The sequence below is a fragment of the Hubeiibacter jixunmingi genome (genome assembly GCF_041928215.1).
In the GTDB taxonomy this organism is placed as follows: Bacteria; Pseudomonadota; Gammaproteobacteria; order Pseudomonadales; family Moraxellaceae; genus Acinetobacter.
Window position 1 is genome coordinate 1 of sequence record NZ_JBHFHK010000044.1, and the last position, 18,720, is coordinate 18,720.

18 protein-coding genes are annotated in these 18,720 nt (G+C 38.9%); 2 read left to right on the forward strand and 16 right to left on the reverse strand.

The window, feature by feature from the left end; translation table 11 throughout:
* Window positions 1-234: 234 nt before the first annotated feature.
* The 10 genes from der to iscX all read right to left on the reverse strand — a co-directional run bounded on the left by der (window position 235) and on the right by iscX (window position 10,334).
* A complete protein-coding gene (der, locus tag ACEYX7_RS07650; protein WP_374803847.1) occupies window positions 235-1,647 on the reverse strand; it encodes a ribosome biogenesis GTPase Der in 1,413 nt (470 codons plus the stop codon).
* Window positions 1,648-1,788: 141 nt separating this feature from the next.
* Entirely contained in the window at window positions 1,789-2,949 is a 1,161-nt protein-coding gene (bamB, locus tag ACEYX7_RS07655) for an outer membrane protein assembly factor BamB (protein WP_374803845.1), read from the reverse strand.
* A gap of 102 nt (window positions 2,950-3,051) precedes the next feature.
* Window positions 3,052-3,852, reverse strand: a complete 801-nt coding sequence (locus tag ACEYX7_RS07660) for a YfgM family protein (RefSeq protein ID WP_374900402.1) — start codon at window positions 3,850-3,852, stop codon at window positions 3,052-3,054.
* A 91-nt stretch (window positions 3,853-3,943) separates the two neighbouring features.
* Window positions 3,944-5,233, reverse strand: a complete 1,290-nt coding sequence (hisS, locus tag ACEYX7_RS07665; protein WP_374803841.1) for a histidine--tRNA ligase — start codon at window positions 5,231-5,233, stop codon at window positions 3,944-3,946.
* Window positions 5,230-6,345 (reverse strand): flavodoxin-dependent (E)-4-hydroxy-3-methylbut-2-enyl-diphosphate synthase, encoded by a 1,116-nt coding sequence (gene ispG, locus ACEYX7_RS07670; RefSeq protein WP_374803839.1) that lies wholly within the window; start codon window positions 6,343-6,345, stop codon window positions 5,230-5,232. Before ispG ends, hisS begins: the two co-directional genes overlap by 4 nt.
* A gap of 69 nt (window positions 6,346-6,414) precedes the next feature.
* Window positions 6,415-7,194: a helix-turn-helix domain-containing protein gene (locus ACEYX7_RS07675; RefSeq protein ID WP_374803837.1), complete on the reverse strand. Its 780-nt coding sequence runs from the start codon at window positions 7,192-7,194 to the stop codon at window positions 6,415-6,417.
* On the reverse strand, window positions 7,185-7,994 hold the full coding sequence (pilW, locus tag ACEYX7_RS07680) for a type IV pilus biogenesis/stability protein PilW (RefSeq protein WP_374803835.1): 810 nt from the start codon (window positions 7,992-7,994) through the stop codon (window positions 7,185-7,187). Before pilW ends, ACEYX7_RS07675 begins: the two co-directional genes overlap by 10 nt.
* A gap of 40 nt (window positions 7,995-8,034) precedes the next feature.
* Window positions 8,035-9,300, reverse strand: coding sequence for a dual-specificity RNA methyltransferase RlmN (gene rlmN, locus ACEYX7_RS07685; protein WP_374803833.1), 1,266 nt, complete (start codon window positions 9,298-9,300; stop codon window positions 8,035-8,037).
* A gap of 284 nt (window positions 9,301-9,584) precedes the next feature.
* Complete coding sequence (gene ndk / locus ACEYX7_RS07690; protein WP_374803831.1) at window positions 9,585-10,016, reverse strand: nucleoside-diphosphate kinase; 432 nt, start codon at window positions 10,014-10,016, stop codon at window positions 9,585-9,587.
* A 117-nt stretch (window positions 10,017-10,133) separates the two neighbouring features.
* On the reverse strand, window positions 10,134-10,334 hold the full coding sequence (gene iscX, locus ACEYX7_RS07695) for a Fe-S cluster assembly protein IscX (RefSeq protein ID WP_374803829.1): 201 nt from the start codon (window positions 10,332-10,334) through the stop codon (window positions 10,134-10,136).
* Window positions 10,335-10,437: 103 nt separating this feature from the next.
* Here iscX and ACEYX7_RS07700 point away from each other — a divergent pair, with 103 nt between their 5' ends.
* Together ACEYX7_RS07700 and copM are read left to right on the forward strand one after the other, a co-directional pair.
* Window positions 10,438-11,982: an NAD(P)H-hydrate dehydratase gene (locus ACEYX7_RS07700; protein ID WP_374803827.1), complete on the forward strand. Its 1,545-nt coding sequence runs from the start codon at window positions 10,438-10,440 to the stop codon at window positions 11,980-11,982.
* Between the two features lie 233 nt (window positions 11,983-12,215).
* On the forward strand, window positions 12,216-12,887 hold the full coding sequence (copM, locus tag ACEYX7_RS07705) for a CopM family metallochaperone (protein ID WP_374803825.1): 672 nt from the start codon (window positions 12,216-12,218) through the stop codon (window positions 12,885-12,887).
* A 76-nt stretch (window positions 12,888-12,963) separates the two neighbouring features.
* Here the strand turns inward: copM and ACEYX7_RS07710 are convergent, their stop codons facing one another.
* The 6 genes from ACEYX7_RS07710 to ACEYX7_RS07735 all read right to left on the reverse strand — a co-directional run bounded on the left by ACEYX7_RS07710 (window position 12,964) and on the right by ACEYX7_RS07735 (window position 18,313).
* The gene (locus ACEYX7_RS07710; protein WP_374803823.1) at window positions 12,964-14,001 is read right to left on the reverse strand and encodes a DUF2804 domain-containing protein; all 1,038 of its coding nucleotides are present in this window, start codon (window positions 13,999-14,001) and stop codon (window positions 12,964-12,966) included.
* A gap of 108 nt (window positions 14,002-14,109) precedes the next feature.
* The gene (locus ACEYX7_RS07715) at window positions 14,110-14,730 is read right to left on the reverse strand and encodes a MarC family protein (RefSeq protein WP_374803821.1); all 621 of its coding nucleotides are present in this window, start codon (window positions 14,728-14,730) and stop codon (window positions 14,110-14,112) included.
* 132 nt (window positions 14,731-14,862) lie between these two features.
* The gene (gene ftsY / locus ACEYX7_RS07720; RefSeq protein WP_374803819.1) at window positions 14,863-15,951 is read right to left on the reverse strand and encodes a signal recognition particle-docking protein FtsY; all 1,089 of its coding nucleotides are present in this window, start codon (window positions 15,949-15,951) and stop codon (window positions 14,863-14,865) included.
* Window positions 15,952-16,041: 90 nt separating this feature from the next.
* On the reverse strand, window positions 16,042-16,377 hold the full coding sequence (locus ACEYX7_RS07725; RefSeq protein ID WP_374803817.1) for a hypothetical protein: 336 nt from the start codon (window positions 16,375-16,377) through the stop codon (window positions 16,042-16,044).
* Between the two features lie 74 nt (window positions 16,378-16,451).
* Window positions 16,452-17,345: an arginase family protein gene (locus tag ACEYX7_RS07730; protein WP_374803815.1), complete on the reverse strand. Its 894-nt coding sequence runs from the start codon at window positions 17,343-17,345 to the stop codon at window positions 16,452-16,454.
* Between the two features lie 11 nt (window positions 17,346-17,356).
* Complete coding sequence (locus ACEYX7_RS07735; protein ID WP_374803813.1) at window positions 17,357-18,313, reverse strand: hypothetical protein; 957 nt, start codon at window positions 18,311-18,313, stop codon at window positions 17,357-17,359.
* Between the last annotated feature and the right edge of the window lie 407 nt (window positions 18,314-18,720).

Genomic DNA, 18,720 nt, shown 5'->3' on the forward strand with positions numbered 1-18,720 from the left:
CGATGAATCTTTTGCTGCTAATATCTATCTGGCTGCAACAATAATCAATTTGCGTTAATTGTCAACACGCCCTAGCTAATCAAAATAAAATTTAACAGTAAAACAGTTCTACTTTTCAAACTTCATTTTTTTCAACATGTTGATAAAGCTAGTTGTCTTCTTAATTTTTTTGACCCAATAAATAAAAAACCAGACTATGAAAGTCATAGTCTGCTTAATTTTGGCTTTATAGCATTAACCACGTTTAAACTTTTTCTCAGCTTTTTTAAATTTTTGGATATAGCGACGACGGCGTGCAGCAGTTTTTTCATCAACTTGAGATTTACGACCTTCAAATGGGTTTTCTGATGTTTTAAAGTCGATACGTACAGGTGTACCTTCTAACTTATATACCTTACGGAAAACATTTTCCAAATAACGACGATAATCTGCTGGCGTTTTATCTACTTTATTACCATGAATCACGATGGTTGGCGGATTTTGTCCACCCATATGTGCATAACGCATTTTGATCATACGTCCACCGATTTTTGGTGGTGCATGGTTATCTGTTGCGTCTTTTAAAATCTGAGTAAGCTTGGCTGGGCTAACTTTTAGGGTCGCTGACTCATGAGCACGGTGAATAGATGGGTATAAATCACCTACACCTGTACCATGTAATGCAGAAATCAAATGGATTCTTGCCCATGGAATGAAATCAAAACGTGTTTCGATATTTTGCTTAACCTGATTTCGGTCATACTCGTTCATGCCGTCCCATTTATTGATCGCAATCACAATTGCTCGACCTGCTTCCAAAGCATAGCCAATCAAATGCAAGTCTTGTTCCACGATACCATCACGCGCATCAATGACTACTACGACTACGTGTGCATCTTTAATTGCTTGTAAGGTTTTGACAATTGAAAATTTTTCAATGGTATCATCGACTTTGCCTTTACGGCGTACACCTGCGGTATCAATCAAAGTATATTTGCGTTCATTACGCTCATAAGGAATATAAATTGAATCACGCGTTGTACCTGCCAAGTCAAACACAACGACACGTTCTTCGCCGAGTAAACGGTTGACTAATGTTGATTTACCCACATTTGGGCGACCAATTACCGCAAGGCGTAAGCCTGAATTTTGATCCAATTGATCCAAATCTTGATCTTCTGGCACATCAACCAACACTTCTTCAAGCATTTGTGCCACGCCACGACCATGACTTGCAGCAACATGAATCGGTTCACCAAAGCCTAATTTAAAAAATTCAACAACGGCAGCTTCCGCATGTACACCATCGACTTTATTGGCAACCAAAAATACTTTTTTACCTAAAGTACGTAGTTCACGTGCAATCTGTTCATCTGATGCCAAAAGACCAGCACGGGCATCGACGATAAATAAAATGATATCAGCTTCATTGATGGCAGTTTTTGACTGTTCTGCCATATAGCCGTCAATACCTTTTTCACCCTCGCCAATACCACCAGTATCAACGACGATAAAAGATTTATTTTCATAAGTCGCATCACCATATTTGCGGTCACGTGTCAAGCCTGCAAAGTCTGCAACTAGTGCATCACGACTTTTGGTAATTTGGTTAAACAGCGTGGATTTACCTACGTTAGGACGACCGATTAAAGCTAGAACGGGTTTCATTATTTTTTCTCAAAATTTGGCTACAGACGATATATAGATTGTAGCACAACAATTAAAAAAACGGATATTGTCAAAAATCGCAATATCCGCATGATTTCACACAATTTTAAGTTTTATTTAAAAATTGAGCCTCAAATCAACTTATTTAGGTTGCCAAACACTAAACTCACCTTTGTCTGTAGCAACAAACAGTTGATTATTTTGTACATTCAGCGTACGCACTTGACCCGATGTGCTTGCACGCCCTGTCAATTTACCAGTCGCTGGATCAACCAAATGCAACACACCCTCATAATCACCAACTACCAAATGCTGACCAATACGCACAGGGTTACTGAGCTTACGGTTTAAAAGTTCAGTATTAGTCCACAGCGATGCACCAGTATTCACATCATAAGCATTCAATGTGCCATCGGTTTGGGCAACATATACTGCACGAATATCTGCTGCTGGACGATTCAAGCTGCTACTTTTATTCGACCAAAGCACTTGTTCATTGTCTAAATCAATCACTGTCACCATACCTTGATAGCTTACAGTAACCATTTTACCATTAGAAATAACAGGTTCGCCGTCGATATCAATCAAGCGTTGAATATCACCACGCCCTTCATTGAATGCAACACGACGTTGCCATACTGGTGTACCCGACATCAAATCTACTGCATAGACGTAAGCGTTTGATGAAGCAAGTAAAACTGTTCGTTTACTGAGCAACACTGGCGAAGCATAGCCACGCATTGCCAAATTATTAGATGGTAAGTCAAATGTCCATAAAACCTGACCACTACGCAAGTCATGTGCATAAACTTTACCATCATTACCAACAGTAACTACACGACCTTGTTGAATGAGTGACGGGCTAAGTAGTGCTGCACCTAGTTTTTGGGTCCAAATTTGCTTACCTGTCGTCGCATCTAAGGCAAATAATTCACCTTGTTGATTGCCAACGACAACTACGCCTTCACCAACAGCAACGCCTGAAGATAAAGATTTACCAATTTTGCTACTCCAAACAGTACGACGCCCTTGCAATGCACTGACTTCGCCTTTGGCATCAATACGATAATAGATACCGTTTTCTTGAACCATTTGTAATTTCAATACATCAAATTTTGGTAATGATGACGTACTTGTTTTAAATACTGGTGTCAATTGGGTACTAGCAACAATTTTTGGTAATGGATTTGGCTTAACAACTTCTTCGGTATTGGATTTATTTAGAAAATTTAAGCTTGAACAACCCACCAAAGCCACTGAAAGCACAGTCAAGGCAAATGGAACTTTTAATAACTGTTTCATAAAAATTTCTCGCTGTTGGTCTGGCGTAATCGCCCAAGACAAATGTCAAACTGATCACAGCAGTTTATCATGCGAATCGATAAAAAACTGCTGATCTTTGTATTATTTCGATGTACTGGCTGGTTGGCTAGCTGCTTGATTTTCTTGAGTAGCTTGAGGTGCCGACGCATCATGTGCATCTAATGCTGCCATTTGAGCATCTGTATTAGGCACGCTTTCCTCTGTGCGTACTGGAGAAATATCTTTTGGTATTTCTACAAATACGCCTAAGCCAGCCAATTTAATTTGCAAAAGCTCACGTGGCTCTTTACGCTCAATCAGTTTATCCCAAGCCGTTTGATACGCTTTTTTGGCAGATTCTGTATCGTTTTTTGCAACAAAAATATCGCCTTTGGCTTCATTCACACTTGGAATAAATGCTTCAAGTTTGATACTATCTAAACTCTGTAGTGCCTTATCCCATTGTTTTTGCTCAATTTGTATATATGCCAAATTCAAAGTTGCAACGGCTTTTAGACCTTCGTCAGATACCGATTTAGATTGAGCTTGGATCAAAAGGGTTTCAGCTTGGGCAAAATCTTGGTGATCAAATGCTAATTTTGCTAAAAGCAACTGTGCTTGTAATGCCTGTACAGAGTTTGGATTGGCTTTGATGATGGCTTCAGCATCAGCTTTCAGTTTTTGATAAGCTGCCTTGTCTTGACTTGCATGATCTGCCTGTGCCAATACTTGCTGATATTGCCCTGTAGCTTGTGTATTACCTGCATGGTGATTTTTTTGCCACCATTGCCAACCAAAAAAACCACCCAAGGCAATCACAATACCGAGAATAATCGGCACACCATAGCTTTGCATAAAAGACTTTACTTGTGCCTTTTGCTCTTCATCTGTCATTGCGACCATAATCTTTACCCAATAAACGCATTAATTTATAGCAAAAAAATTGTATTGCTGAGCATATCTACTAAAACATATGCCCAAAACAAACCAAAACTTATTTAAAACGTGCTAACAAATACTCAGATAGATCAGGCAATGCAAGCTGTGTTTGTTCAGCATTACTTAGATCTTTGATCAGAATTTGTTGTGATTGTGACTCACGCTCACCCAAAATCAAAGCTAACATCGCACCTGATTGGTCAGCTTTTTTCATTTGGCTTTTCATACTGCCTTGTGAGCCCATTTTAAGACGGATTTTTTTACCTTGTTCAGCAAAACCGTCACGCAACTGCTCAGCCAATACCATTGCCTGTGCTTGGTAAGCTGGCTCAGCCACTAAAAACACTTCACACTCACGATTTTGTTCATCTTTAAGTTGTTGCTCAAGCAACAATAGTAGTCGCTCCATTCCCATCCCAAAACCTGCTGCTGGAACGGTTTGATCAGGTTTACCTTTAAGCTGTCCAATCAAAGCATCGTAACGACCACCACCACATATTGTGCCTTGTGAACCAAGATGTGTCGTCGTCCATTCAAAAACAGTTTTGTTGTAATAATCCAAGCCACGTACTAATTTTTGGTTAATCGTAAAATCGATACCTGCTTGACGTAAATAATCTTGTAATTGATTGAAGTGATTTAAGCTATCTTCTTCTAAAAAGTCGTGCAATTTCGGTGCATTTTCAAGTAACTTTTGCGTACTTTCAATTTTACTATCCAAAATACGCAACGGATTGGTACTTAAGCGACGTTGGCTATCTTCATCCAAGCTATCTTTGTGAGCGGTGAGATACTCCACCAATGCGGTACGATAAGCGGTACGCTCATGCATTTCACCCAAAGTATTGAGTTCTAATTGTACTTTGTCTGCTACACCCATCTGCTTCCACAAACGAGCGGTCATCAAAATCAATTCTGCATCCATATCAGGTGTTGCAACACCAAAGCTTTCTACACCAAATTGGTGAAATTGACGATAGCGTCCTTTTTGTGGTTTTTCATAGCGGAACATCGGTCCGACATACCATACTCGTGGTGTCGCCCCACGCAATAAGTTATGTTCAAGCATGGCACGCACGCAACCTGCTGTGCCTTCTGGACGTAAGGTCAAAGATTCTGGTGGGTTGCCCTTGTCAAAAAAGGTATACATTTCTTTTTCAACAATATCTGTTGCATCACCAATCGCACGTTTGAACAATGCAGTTTGCTCTACCATTGGCAAACGAATTTGTTGATAGCCATAGCTGTCCATAAGGTCAGCCAAAACTTGCTCCAAACGTCGCCAAGCCGCAGTTTGACTTGGTAAAATATCATTAAAACCTTTAATTGCAGTAATCGTACTCATGATGAACTTCTGATAATCTCTTTTGCTTTTGCATCTTCCATGTCTTTGACACGTTGACGCACCATTGTTTCAATTTCATTAACCAAATTTTCGGTATCAATCAGATGGCTTTTCTCGCCATTGCGATACACGAGTGAGCGTGGACTTGCACCCACCACACCAATATCCGCTTCTTTGGCTTCACCTGGTCCATTGACTTTACAACCAATCACGGACACATCCATTGGCGTACGCACATCTTCAAGACGCTCTTCCAATTTTTGCATCACGCGAATCACATCAAATTCTTGACGTGAACAGCTTGGACAAGCAATAAAATTAATGCCGTTTGAACGCAAACTCAATGATTTTAAAATGTCAAAACCAATTTTGATTTCATCTTCAGGCTCAGCCGCAAGCGAAATACGCATGGTATCGCCAATGCCTTCCATCAGTAAACCACCTAAAGCAATCGCAGATTTGACTGTACCAGTACGATAAATCCCTGCTTCGGTCACACCTAAATGCAGTGGGTTATCAATTTGAGCCGACAACAAACGATAGGCATCCATGGTCAAAAAGACATTTGATGCTTTGACGCTGATTTTATATTCTTGGAAATCTAATTTTTCTAAAATATCGATATGACGCAAAGCCGATTCTAATAAAGCCTCGCCTGTTGGTTCGCCATATTTGATTTGTAAATCTTTTTCCAATGAGCCAGCATTCACGCCGATACGAATGGAGATACCGTGATGACGTGCCGCCGCCACCACTTCACGCACTTTTTGATCCGAACCGATATTACCTGGGTTGATACGCAAACAATCCGCACCGTAGTCCGCCACCGCTAGAGCAATCTTGTGGTCAAAATGAATATCTGCCACCAAAGGGACGCCGACACGTTTACGAATCTCACCAAATGCTTCCGCAGCCTGCATCGACGGCACAGACACACGCATAATGTCTGCCCCAGCGTTCACACAGCGTTCAATTTGCGCTACAGTCGCATCAACGTCACACGTTTCCGTATTTGTCATGCTTTGTACGCTGATCGGTGCATCACCACCCACGTAGACTGAACCAACACGGATTTTACGTGTTTTACGGCGTACGATTGGATTATGTATCATAAAATATGACCCATCACAAAATAGTAATCGCTATACAAAATCTTTCTTTTGTATAGCTAAATATAAAACTTAAGGTGACAATCTAAAGTCAGCAATGCCATTCGGATTAGCATAGCGTCCTAAAGCAATTTCTTCGTTATTCAAACGCATTTTTACTGCTTTGACATCATCAATACGGATACTAAATGGTGCATCACCTTCTAGATTCAATGTTGCTGCCTGACGACCTTCTGCCAAAACTTTACCTGTGGAATCAGTAATTCGAATCGATGTTGGGTGATTGAATTCCAACTGTAGCTTATCAAGTGAAGTATTTGCTGATTGATTATTTGTTGGCAAAACTTGAACTTGTTGCATTTGTGTTGGATTGCTTGTTGTCGCAGTACTTTTGCCTAACCACTTACTCAGCATTGACCATAACACAGTCAGCAACACTGCCAAGACAATCAAAACCAAGATACGTTTAACCCAAACGTTCAAGCCACGACGTCCACTGCTTGCCAAACGTCCCATGCTTTTTACTGGAGAATCATTCAGATTATGTGAAATTCGACGACCAGAGCTTTGACTGTAAATTGAATCAAAACGTTGGATCAATGGTGCATCGCTCACACCCAAGAATCGAGCATAAGACCGATAGTAGCCTTTGACAAAAGGGGCTTCTGGTAAGCTGGCGAAATCATCTTTTTCCAAGGCATCTAATCTGCTCTCAAGAATATTTAGCTCTTTTGCTACATCTGCCAAAGTCTTGTTTTGCTTCATACGTAGCTGACGCAAATATGCACCTGGAGTAGCATCTCCTAGTACATCACCATCATTTACTGGAGCGGAAGTCGATTTTATTTCCATACGGCCTCAGAATTGTTTTGTTGCTTTAAATAAGATTGATATTCAGGACTATCGGGGAATTGTGCACGCAATTGGTTCACTAAAATTTTCATACTCATGTCATCCTGACGAGCACGTGCCAAGCGAGCACCAATCCATAAAGCTCTTGCACCTTGTGCTGATTGCCCAGTGTATCGAACATACTCTTCATACATTTGACCTGCATCAGTAATTCGACCTTGTAAATAAAATAACTCTGCCAATTCAATACGAGCAATGATCGAATCTCTATTTACATCCAATACTTGAAGAAAAGTTTGTTGTGCAAGTTCTGTCTGGTTACGAAGTAAATATGTACGACCTAAATTCTCAAGTGCAGCTGCACGTTGCTCATAGCCAAGTGTTGTTGCAGCAACTTGTAGATGTGGTACTGCTTCTGCATAACGCTGACGCAAAACCAAATATGTGCCGTAGTTGTTGCGTGCTTGTGGGTTTCTTGGTGCAATATCGACAGCTCTTTTAAAGTAAGCTTCTGCATTTTTTAGGTTTGCTTCGCCACCAGCTTGCTGTAACAAAACTCCCATCATCACGTTGGTCTCTACAGAGCGTGAATTCGTTCTGAGTGCCTCATCAAGCTCTTGTTTTGCTCTATCCAACTGCCCTGTTCGGATCAATTCTGCTGCCAGTTGAGTACGTAGTTCAACTGCTTTAGATGGATCTGTTTGCCCAATTTTTGTTGCTGGTGTAGTGCTTACACATGCGGTAAGTGTCACACTTAACGCCAATGTGCTTAAAACCGTTTTAAGATGCTTACTTGACATGAGCTCTTTCTCCATTTTTACTACTCGCACATAGCTTAGTCTAATCGCTTTGTGTACGCAAGATTTCATGTTGTTGTGCGACTTTCTGTTTCCAGCGTTCCGCACGACGTGTACGATCTGCCACCTGACCGACCAACTGCCCACAAGCCGCATCAATATCATCACCACGCGTTTGACGGATGGTACAAACAAAGCCTGCATCTGACAACGTTTTTTGGAATGCCATGATACGGTTACGGCTTGAACGTGCATATGGTGCATGTGGAAAAGGATTGAAAGGAATCAGATTAATTTTGCTTGGTAGGTCTTTGAGCAGTTTAATCATTTGCTGTGCATGTATCGCCTGATCGTTCACACCATCAAGCATCACATACTCAATAGTGACGTGTTTGCGGTTGCTATCATTACCATCTTTTCCTAGATAACGTTTTGCTGCAGCGACCAGATCTTTAAGTGGATATTTTTTATTCACTGGCACCAATTCATTTCGCAATTCATCGTTTGGTGCATGTAAAGAAATGGCAAGTGCTACATCCAAACGTTCTGCCAATTTATCCATCATTGGCACGATACCTGAGGTAGATAAAGTCACACGACGCTTTGACATGCCATAAGCAAAATCATCAAGCATGATGCTCATGGCACTCACCACAGGCTCAAAATTGAGTAAAGGTTCGCCCATCCCCATCATCACCACATTGGTTACCGAGCGTTCACGTTCATTAACAGGCACATCTTCCATATAAGAAAGATTGGCTTGCCACAATTGCCCGATAATCTCGGCAGGTGTTAAATCTCGTTGAAAACCTTGCTTACCTGTAGAACAAAAAGAACAATCTAACGCACAACCGACTTGTGAAGAGATACACAGTGTCTTTCGACTACCTGTCTTATCTTCAGCGGGAATCAGTACTGTTTCAACTAATGATCCCTCACCTTCACCAACACGAAATACCCATTTACGAGTACCGTCTTTTGAATAATTTTTATGCACAATTTCAGGTGCTTGTATTTCGCACAATTCAGCAAGTTTCGTTCGTAGTTTTCCTGAGATATTACTCATCTCTTCGAAATCTGTGACAAAAAACTGATGTATCCATTTCATCACCTGACCAGCACGAAACTTCTTTTCACCGATACTTTCAAAGAATTGTTCAAGCTCTTCACGATTCATACCTAAGATGTTAATTTTTTTCTTATTATTCTCTTTTGCAATAGGCTTTTCATGAACTGAATCAGTCACATCCGTAGCGACTTGCACTGATGTTTCCAGTGTCGAACCTGATTGAACTGATTGATTACTCATGACAAACCTTAAACCTAAACGCCCTAAAAACGAATCGAAATATAAATTAAAGCATCGATTATATACGTTATTGTAAAAACAAAAAAGTTAAATCAACAAAGCTAAAACAATTTAGTTGGACTTTTGCCAAAAAATATATTGATTTTGGGTGTTTTTTATCACAAGAATTTTCTTTTTTTCATTTTATTAAAACAAAAGCCATATCAACAAAGATATGGCTTTTTCATCATTTGTGCAGTCAAATCTGAGAAGTAATGTAATCAGACTTAACAGACCAGCAATGATTAACGTGTACGAGCAAAAATTTCGTCATCGTTGAAGAAATATTTGATTTCACGTTCAGCAGATGCAACAGAGTCAGAACCGTGTGCTGCGTTTTCGTCGATGCTTGTTGCGAAATCAGCACGGATTGTACCTGCTGCTGCATCTTTAGGGTTCGTTGCACCCAAGATATCACGGTGAGCCAATACAGCGTTTTCGCCTTCTAATACAGATACAACAACTGGACCAGAAGTCATAAATGCAACTAAATCAGCAAAGAAACCACGTTCTTTGTGCTCAGCATAAAAGCCTTCAGCATCAGCTTGGCTCAAATGTTTGTATTTGATAGCAACTGGCTTTAAGCCTGCTTTTTCAAAACGTGCGAAAATGTCACCAATGTGGTTTTTGCCTACTGCATCTGGTTTAATGATAGATAGTGTACGTTCAATCGCCATGATAAGGCTCCTTTGAAGGTCAGTTAAAAGATAATATAAAACAATGCTGCATAGTATATACGAGCCATGCACAGCTGAATAGTATGATTTGACAAAAGCCTACACTTTTTTGCCCATTTAGCGTGCTTCGTCAATCCAAGCCATTTGGATTGCCTCTAAAATACCTTCTGTCGATTTATTTGGATCATCACCAAAATCAGGCAAAGCACAAACCCAAGCATGCAGGTCTGTAAAGCGAATCCATTGCGGATCCACATCAGGATGTGCTTCATACAACTCAATTGCGATATCCAAGCTGTCTGTCCAACGTAAGCTCATGACGAACTCCCAAAGTCATTAGAAAAAAATGATTATAAATGATTGCTCTGTTAGAATAGCTTATCTGATTAAAAATCTAAAGTGCCCTTTTGCAGCGAGAAAAATGATGACTCCTAACATTTATGACATCCAAAAGACTTATCCAATTTACCGCACTCAAGATATTCAAGCTTGGGAAAAAGCTTGGTTTAATCAGCAAAATAGTAGCTACGGTTTGATGCAACAAGCTGCTTTAGCCGTTGCAAACCATATTGAAAATATCATCTGCCAATCCAAAAATCACAGCTATCAATCAAATATTTTGGTCTGGTGTGGTACAGGCAATAACGGCGGTGACGGTTATTTGGTCGCAAGCTATTTAAAACAAAAAAACTTTGATGTATTCATTTATGCACCCGAGCTGCCCAACACACCTGATGCTCAAACCGCAAAAGCATGTGCAGAACAATACGCCATCCCAATATATCAAGATTTGAATTTTCAGCAAATTAGTCAAGATCTCGGTTATAGCTCACCAAATATCGATATTCATGTTGATGCTCTATTTGGCAATGGTCTAAACAGAAAACTATCTGACCCATCTTTAGAGCTAATTTATGATTTTAATGTACAAGATGGTTTAAAAATCGCCATTGATTTACCAAGTGGCTTACACCCAGACACGGGTTGTGCCTTACCTATTGCTGTACACGCTGACTATACTTTATGTCTATTGGGCTTAAAATTAGGTTTATTCACAGCACAAGGGCGAGATTATGCAGGGCAAGTTATTGCGGTTCCGCTAATACCTAACAATGATGATATTCATGCTTGTGCTGAAATTTCTACTTATCGACCATCATTACCCCAACGTAAAAGGAACAGCCATAAAGGTCATTTTTACCACGTTTTGATTGTGGGTGGTCATGCCAATATGGGTGGTGCAGTCATGATGGCTGGTGAGGCAGCCATTGCATCAGGTGCAGGTAAAGTGACTATTCTATGTCATAACAATCATCACGCACCGATTGTTAGCCGCAGTCCCAACATCATGTTAAAAAACATCGATAGCATATACGATGCTGACTTTGCTGATTTTTTAGAGCATATTGATGTTGTTGCTTTTGGCATGGGATTGGGGCGTGATGATTGGGCAGAAAAAATTTATCAAGCGATGCTGTTTCAGTTTCGTCAAGCCAAACATCTCAAACAGGTTATTTTTGATGCTGATGCGTTGTGGTTTTTGGCAAACAATCCTCAATCTTTTGAAAATAACTATATTTTCACGCCACATGCTAGTGAGGCAGCACGCTTGCTTCATGTCAATGTTAAAGAGATTGACCATGATCGCCTCTCAAGTATCACTCGATTAAAATCTACTTTTGGTGGAAATTGGGTACTCAAAGGTGCAGGCTCATTGAGCCTAGAGCATAATACAGAATTAGTGCAAGTCTGTGCCTTCGGCAATGCAGGCATGGCGACCGCAGGCATGGGTGATGTGCTGAGTGGTATGCTCGCTGCATTAATACCTTTAGGTTTACCGCTAGCAGATTGCGTTGCGTTACATGCTTTGGCAGGCGATAAATTGGCAGTGCGAGGCGAGCATGGTTTACAAGCACACCATATGCCTTTAGCCATTTACGACGTCATCAACAATTCAAATGATTGAATATTTTTCAGGATCTAAATTTAAGATTTGGTTTTTTGACCATATTTTCAAGCTTAATATTATTGCTTGATGAGGGACAGCAAAAGTCATTATTTGGTGGTATTTATAGCGGATGAGATATAATTTGAACATTAAGTTATATTTTCAACATATTCACTACAATATTTTGTCTTTTACATATTCCTTTTTTTGCAAAAATTATCATAATCAACCCAGCAAAATAGGGGGTAACCATGCGTAAAATTTATTATGTCACTTTGGCAATCAGCATTGCTGTGCTTAGTGCCTGCGGTAAGACAGAACAAGCACCGACATCTGCATCGGTATCAAGCTCAAATAATATACCAAGTAGCACACCTGAAGTCATTGGCAAAAAAGATCCAGCTACCTTACCTGAGCATAGCCAGCAGTATCAAAGCATACTACAAAAAATGGATATGGATATGACCATGGCAATGCAAAATCCTGACCCTGATATCAGCTTTGCACAAGGCATGATTCCACACCATCAAGGTGCTTTAGACATGGCAAAAGTACAATTAAAATATGGTAAAGATCCTGAAATGCGTCAATTGGCACAAAATATCATCAACAATCAACAAAAAGAAATTGATGCGTTAAATCAATGGCTCAGTACACAAAAAATCACACCTACAGAGCATCCATCGCACGATATGAGCCACGATACACCGATGGATGAAATTGATGGTATCGACCATACCAATCCTGATATCGCTTTTGCTAATGGGATGGTGGCACACCACAGTATGGCTTTAGATATGGCTGATATTGAAATTAAAGAAGGTAAAAACGCTGCCATGACATCATTAGCACAGCATGTGATTGACTCTCAAACACAAGAGATCACCACTTTACAGGCATGGTTAGATAAGCAACCTCAATAATTTTGCACTGATTACCCTAACAATCTTTTCATCGTATGTCTTTACATACTGACTATGATGAAAAGATTTTTTATGCTTACCATTTGGCATAATGGTCTTCTGCTAGACCCAGTATATCGTGCAAAACGATTTGCTCTCCATCGACCACAATATGTCCAGAGTACATACCAATCCATTGCTCAAAGATACTATCTACGATTATAAATCGGTCATTTTTCTGATAACATGTGATAGGTTGAAAATATAATTCAATACTGACGTTACAGTAATTTAATTGTTGATGATAAATCTTCCAACGCTGATCGGTATCATTCTTATGTGGACGCTGATATAACACTGTAGGTAAATAATAAATCTCTCCATCTAGCCAGCACACATTTTCACTCGTACCTGACTCATTCACACCTGTAGCCAAGTTCATTGCAAAATGCCTGCCATCTGGCAAAGATGCATTGATGCTGGTCCAAAACCAATTGGTCATTGAACGCATATAACCCAAGCTCCAATCTAGAGATGCACGTGCCTGAGATGCCGACAAATCTATGCTTTGTGAGTGTAATGACATATGCCCCTGTACTTTATTACTGGCTTCTTTTTGTGTAAAAACCCAACCATATCGTCCCGCCATACTACACACTGCAAGTGGTGCAAAACATCGCTCTACTTTTGCACTCAAGGATAAATCTTTACACTGAATCTCAATATGATAGGCATTTTCCAAAAACTCAAATTGGATATCAAGCTGTTTATTTTGGAAATAAATTTTACCTTGATAAGGTGATTGGTTAAATCCACAGTTTAAAGTCAGTGGTGCTAATTTTTCAATCAACTGAATCTTTTGTGTGTCATGATAATAAATATAACAAAAAGCTGTTGTCGCATATTTAACCGTGGCAACTGCAACACAAACTTGATATTGTCCAACCAAAATTTGCACAAAAGCAAACTGATTGGCTGCTAACCATTTTGTAAGCCGAGATAAAGGTTTTTGAGAAACACGATGACTATGATAATCAAGATAATTAATGTCTTTTACATATTCAAAGACACCGAAGTGCGGTTTTCCATTTTGTATTAATTGTTCTAATCGCTGTAGCTTAAATCTTTTTTTCATAACCAGTTATCCTCTTTTAGATAACCTAAATTATAATCAAAATAAAGAAGTTTACCAATAAAAATGACTGATCATTTTATGTCAGTCATTCATAATATCATAAAGAAACTATTTAACTTGTTCTAACAAGCCAAATATGCCTGTCACAATCATATCGATAGCAATACTACCAATCAATAAGGCTGATAAACGTCCCACAATATCAAAATAATAATCGATATATTTAGAATGCTTTTCTCTTAGATTATCATGTGCAAACTTCATTAAAATCAAGATAGTACAAGTAATGGTCAGCGTCACACCAATGGTAATAATCGCAGGTAAAATAGGTAAATTTACCCCTGTTACCACTGCTACACTAATCGTACCTGGGCCAATCATAAAGGGCATGGCAATAGTGGTTGCCAAATGTTGTGGTGCACCACGCATATCACCAATCGTATCCGCACCTTGGAATACATAACGGTAACCAATCACCAAAAAGATAATACCACCAAAAATTTGAAAAGATTCAAAGCGTACTTGTAAATAGCTATTAAAAATTGCTTCACCACCTATGGCAAATAATACAAATACGACATAAGCAATCAAACTACCCTGAATTAAAGCCTTATTAAATACTTTGGTTTCCGAGTTACGGATTAAACCAATCATATAAATGCTCATCAAAAAAGGATTGAGCAATGAAAAAAACAACGCAAAAGAATGGATATATGCTGAAGTATTCATCTCAGTATCTCAAAAATACAGAAAAAATTGACCGCAATTATAGCGTTGATTATCTGATTCAAAAGTATCATTTTAGTAAGAAAACCAATAAAAAAAGCGACCTTTTAGTCGCTTTTTATTCCATAAAAATCATTATTTATCATCAGTATTGAATAGTGCTGCGACAAATGATTTTGCTGAGAATGGACGCAGATCGTCAATTTGTTCACCTACACCAATAAAGCGAATCGGCACATTGGTCTTGCTGGCAATATTGAAGAGCACTCCACCTTTGGCAGTACCATCAAGCTTAGTGATGGTCAATCCTGTAAGTCCAACTGCTTCATCAAACATTTGTACCTGATTAATGGCATTTTGTCCTGTACCAGCATCGACTACAAGCATGATCTCGTGTGGTGCTGTAGCATCGATTTTCTGCATAACACGTTTAACTTTGCTTAGTTCATCCATCAAATTCGATTTGTTATGCAAACGCCCCGCAGTATCAGCAATCAGCACATCAATACCTTTTGCTCTCGCACTTTCAAAAGCATCAAAAATCACTGAAGCACTGTCTGCACCATGCCCTTGTGCGACCACAGCGATATCGTTACGCTCACCCCAAATTTGCAATTGTTCTGTAGCTGCTGCACGGAATGTATCGCCTGCTGCCAACATCACTTTTTTGCCTTCACCTTGCAAACGCTTGGCAAGTTTACCAATTGTAGTGGTTTTACCTACACCATTTACACCGACGACCAAGATCACAAATGGACGCTTATTGCTATCGATATGCAAAGGACGTACTTTTGGAGCTAACAATGCAACCAACTCTTCTTGCAAAGCCTTATATAATGCATGTGAATAAATCAAATCGCCACGTGCCGTACGCTCAGTCAAATTTTGGATAATGGTTTTGGTTGCTTCTACACCAATATCTGCCACCAATAATTGCTCTTCGACTTCTTCTAACAATTCATCATCGATTTCTTTTCCACCCACCAAGATGTTCATCACACCATCGGCAAGATTTTTTCGTGTCTTTGTGAGACCTTCTTTCATACGCCCAAAGAAGCCCAAAGATTTTTGAGGCTCTTGTGCTACGGATGTATGATCAGACACTGCTTCGCGTGGTGTTTCAACGATTGGCACATTGACATTTGGTAAATTGGGTAGTGTCACATCATCATCACCAATATCATTATCGATGACAAATTTTTGTGGTTGATTATGATTTTGCATATATCGTCCTAAGCCTTTAAAGTTACAATCGGCAAAACAATTAAAAATTAGGCTTAGTGTATCACATTTTTTAGCTTTTTGAGTTGGCACTTAGTGGGTTTTAAAACGAATATCTCGATGTTCAATATGCACTTTTTGCATCATTTTTAAATATTGATATTGATTGACCGCAGCTTCAGCTTTTAATGCTTTTGCATAGACTTGTGTCTGTGGATAAAGCGTGTTGTTGCTATAGTTTTCAATAGCCTGCTGTTGTTGAACAGTAATTGGATGTTTTAGTGTCTGAAAAAAATAAACCACACTACCACATATCAGCAATACAATGCACAGTAATTCTAAATAATCGATCATTTTAGATGATTGTTCAAAATGATAACCCTGTATCTTCCAGTTCATCTTGGGTAGAGATAACTTTGGTAATTTCATACCACACTCACATAAATCGATAATCGCTTGGCTATGCGTTATAGTAGCTGAATTCAAACCCAAAATCTATATGGCTAGAGCTGAGCTTTAGGCTGTTGATGTTCTGGAAAATACACTTCATTTGCAGCAATAAATGTATTGACGTGTAAAGGTACTAATGTTTGCAGCGGCTGATAGCCTCCTGCAAGCACAAACATCAGGGGGAGGTTTAGCTTTTTGGCTTGTTCGAAAACATATTTATCCCGTTCAAACATGATCGTGGCATCGATCCATCGAGAACCAAAGCGATCTGCTTTATGACAGTCCATACCTGCTTGATAGATGATCAAATCCGCTTGCCATTCTAATGCTTGGGCAAAACCTGCATCGATGGCAGCGATATATTGTTCAAAATTACCTGTATTTTGATCGATATGATGAGTAATACTTCGTTCATGACTCATACAGCCAAATCGATGACCAAAAATCGTAAAATTAAATAAATTTTCCATTTTAGCGGAAAATTCTGCTGTACCATTACCACCATGTTGATCACAATCCAATATAAAAATCTTTTTATCTGGATAATGCTGTGCGATCAACGCCAAACCATTAAAAGTACAGTACGACCCACCATACTCATAAACCGCATGGTGAAAACCTTGTGCAATGTTGGCAGAAATACCGTCTTTCAAAGCAATTTCACTGGCAACAATCTGACCTGCTTGCACCGATAAAATGGCGTCACGTAACTGTGGTGACCAATTTTTAAATCCTTGCATACACGCTAGTGGTTTTTGCCCTTGCACAAAGGCGTCAACGTAGGCTGGGTTATGCAATTTTTTTAAGATATTAATATCAATCAAACCTGGATCAACAAGCTCAGCGATGTGTTCTGCTGCCAAGACTTCTGCAACCGCAGTCAATTTTTCCATACTGCGAGTATGAGTGATTGCATAATAGCGTGATGAGTAGCAAGTTTTTAACATTGGCTTAGCTCTTAAAATTGACGTTTGGCAATATCATCAATTTGAGATAGCAATGTTCCTTCTGGATCCATTAAACCATTTTGAATCTGTTGCTTAAAGTGGGTGGTGAAAGTACGTTCACGATTTTGCGGTGAAACAGCCAAAGTCGTCAGACGCAAAAACCAAAATTTTACCTGTTGGACAGGAATGATATGTCCCTTATTTTTCTTGTTTTCTTGACGTTGCAAATCTAATTCTGAGTTATCAACGATTGAAAACAAAGCACCTTTTGGCAAACGTATGCCGTTCATAAGCAATGGTTTTAAACTAATACAAGAGTGATTATCACCCATATTAATTTTTTCCATCATTACTGCTTGATTTTGTGTATCAGTATAAATATTAATAATCCCTTGACGCAATAATTGATCATGAGCGATTTTTAGAAAAAATTTCTCCGCCATAGGACAAGAGCCGACTTTCGGTTTTTCTGGCAAAGTCTCTAATGATATCAAACCACTATCGTCACTATTTTTGGGTAAGATAATGTCTGATAATAATTCACAAATCAGTTTACTTTCTTCCAAAGTTGCCTGTTCATGAATATGACGCAGCTTAGCTTGGAAAGCAGATTCTATAAGAAGTGCTTCAGTTAAATTGTCATTTTTGCCTTGTGCTAAATAAGCTTGTACCGCAGGATTAATATCCAAATTATGCCAATCATTAATCCCTTGTTCTTCTCCTTGGGCACGAATAACTTTCAAATATTCCGTTGAATAATCATTAAAAATACGCAAGTCTGCCAAATCATTTGCTTCACGTGGTACATTTACAAACTCTGCAATAACACGTGTAGCTTGGGTATATCCACAACCACGACGTTCAGTTTGATGTGAATAATGCTCATTCAACATCTCTTGTAATGTTGCAGATAATGGATGTAATTGTTGTGCAAATAGCTCTAAAATCTCATGATTGGAATCAGACATAAAAAACTCGTCAATTTTTGTGAATGGTTTAATGCCTGCAAGTATAACAATACTTTCAAATTTGTCCATATATGCATCGATTTTTTAAATCATAAAAAACAAATGATTCTTTTTTAACAACGTAGATTCACCTCTGAATAGATGTTTGTTAAATAAACAATAACGATTTATTGCCCAAATTGTAAACTTTATTATAAAAAGCATGATATTTGTTAAAAAACAACCAAAATGATATTTTTTTATGTAGAATTTAATCATATGTACATTGGTATGTAAGTGAATGTTAAGCATTTTTAAATTTACCAATTGTTCAATTTTATTTATCTATTATATTAGGGCGTGTTGACAATTAACGCAAATTGATTATTGTTGCAGCCAGATAGATATTAGCAGCAAAAGATTCATCG

Excerpts from the sequence above, each read along its gene's own strand:
- bamB (WP_374803845.1), bottom strand. The coding sequence starts at position 2,949 with ATGAAACAGTTATTAAAAGTTCCATTTGCCTTGACTGTGCTTTCAGTG.
- hisS (WP_374803841.1), bottom strand. The coding sequence starts at position 5,233 with ATGAGTACGATTACTGCAATTAAAGGTTTTAATGATATTTTACCAAGT.
- ACEYX7_RS07725 (WP_374803817.1), bottom strand. The coding sequence starts at position 16,377 with ATGAAATTACCAAAGTTATCTCTACCCAAGATGAACTGGAAGATACAG.
- der (WP_374803847.1), bottom strand. The coding sequence starts at position 1,647 with ATGAAACCCGTTCTAGCTTTAATCGGTCGTCCTAACGTAGGTAAATCC.
- rlmN (WP_374803833.1), bottom strand. The coding sequence starts at position 9,300 with ATGAGTAATCAATCAGTTCAATCAGGTTCGACACTGGAAACATCAGTG.
- ACEYX7_RS07700 (WP_374803827.1), top strand. The coding sequence starts at position 10,438 with ATGATGACTCCTAACATTTATGACATCCAAAAGACTTATCCAATTTAC.
- ispG (WP_374803839.1), bottom strand. The coding sequence starts at position 6,345 with ATGATACATAATCCAATCGTACGCCGTAAAACACGTAAAATCCGTGTT.
- ACEYX7_RS07675 (WP_374803837.1), bottom strand. The coding sequence starts at position 7,194 with ATGGAAATAAAATCGACTTCCGCTCCAGTAAATGATGGTGATGTACTA.
- ACEYX7_RS07660 (WP_374900402.1), bottom strand. The coding sequence starts at position 3,852 with ATGGTCGCAATGACAGATGAAGAGCAAAAGGCACAAGTAAAGTCTTTT.
- ACEYX7_RS07735 (WP_374803813.1), bottom strand. The coding sequence starts at position 18,313 with ATGTCTGATTCCAATCATGAGATTTTAGAGCTATTTGCACAACAATTA.
- ftsY (WP_374803819.1), bottom strand. The coding sequence starts at position 15,951 with ATGCAAAATCATAATCAACCACAAAAATTTGTCATCGATAATGATATT.
- iscX (WP_374803829.1), bottom strand. The coding sequence starts at position 10,334 with ATGAGCTTACGTTGGACAGACAGCTTGGATATCGCAATTGAGTTGTAT.
- ACEYX7_RS07730 (WP_374803815.1), bottom strand. The coding sequence starts at position 17,345 with ATGTTAAAAACTTGCTACTCATCACGCTATTATGCAATCACTCATACT.
- copM (WP_374803825.1), top strand. The coding sequence starts at position 12,216 with ATGCGTAAAATTTATTATGTCACTTTGGCAATCAGCATTGCTGTGCTT.
- ACEYX7_RS07710 (WP_374803823.1), bottom strand. The coding sequence starts at position 14,001 with ATGAAAAAAAGATTTAAGCTACAGCGATTAGAACAATTAATACAAAAT.
- ndk (WP_374803831.1), bottom strand. The coding sequence starts at position 10,016 with ATGGCGATTGAACGTACACTATCTATCATTAAACCAGATGCAGTAGGC.
- ACEYX7_RS07715 (WP_374803821.1), bottom strand. The coding sequence starts at position 14,730 with ATGAATACTTCAGCATATATCCATTCTTTTGCGTTGTTTTTTTCATTG.
- pilW (WP_374803835.1), bottom strand. The coding sequence starts at position 7,994 with ATGTCAAGTAAGCATCTTAAAACGGTTTTAAGCACATTGGCGTTAAGT.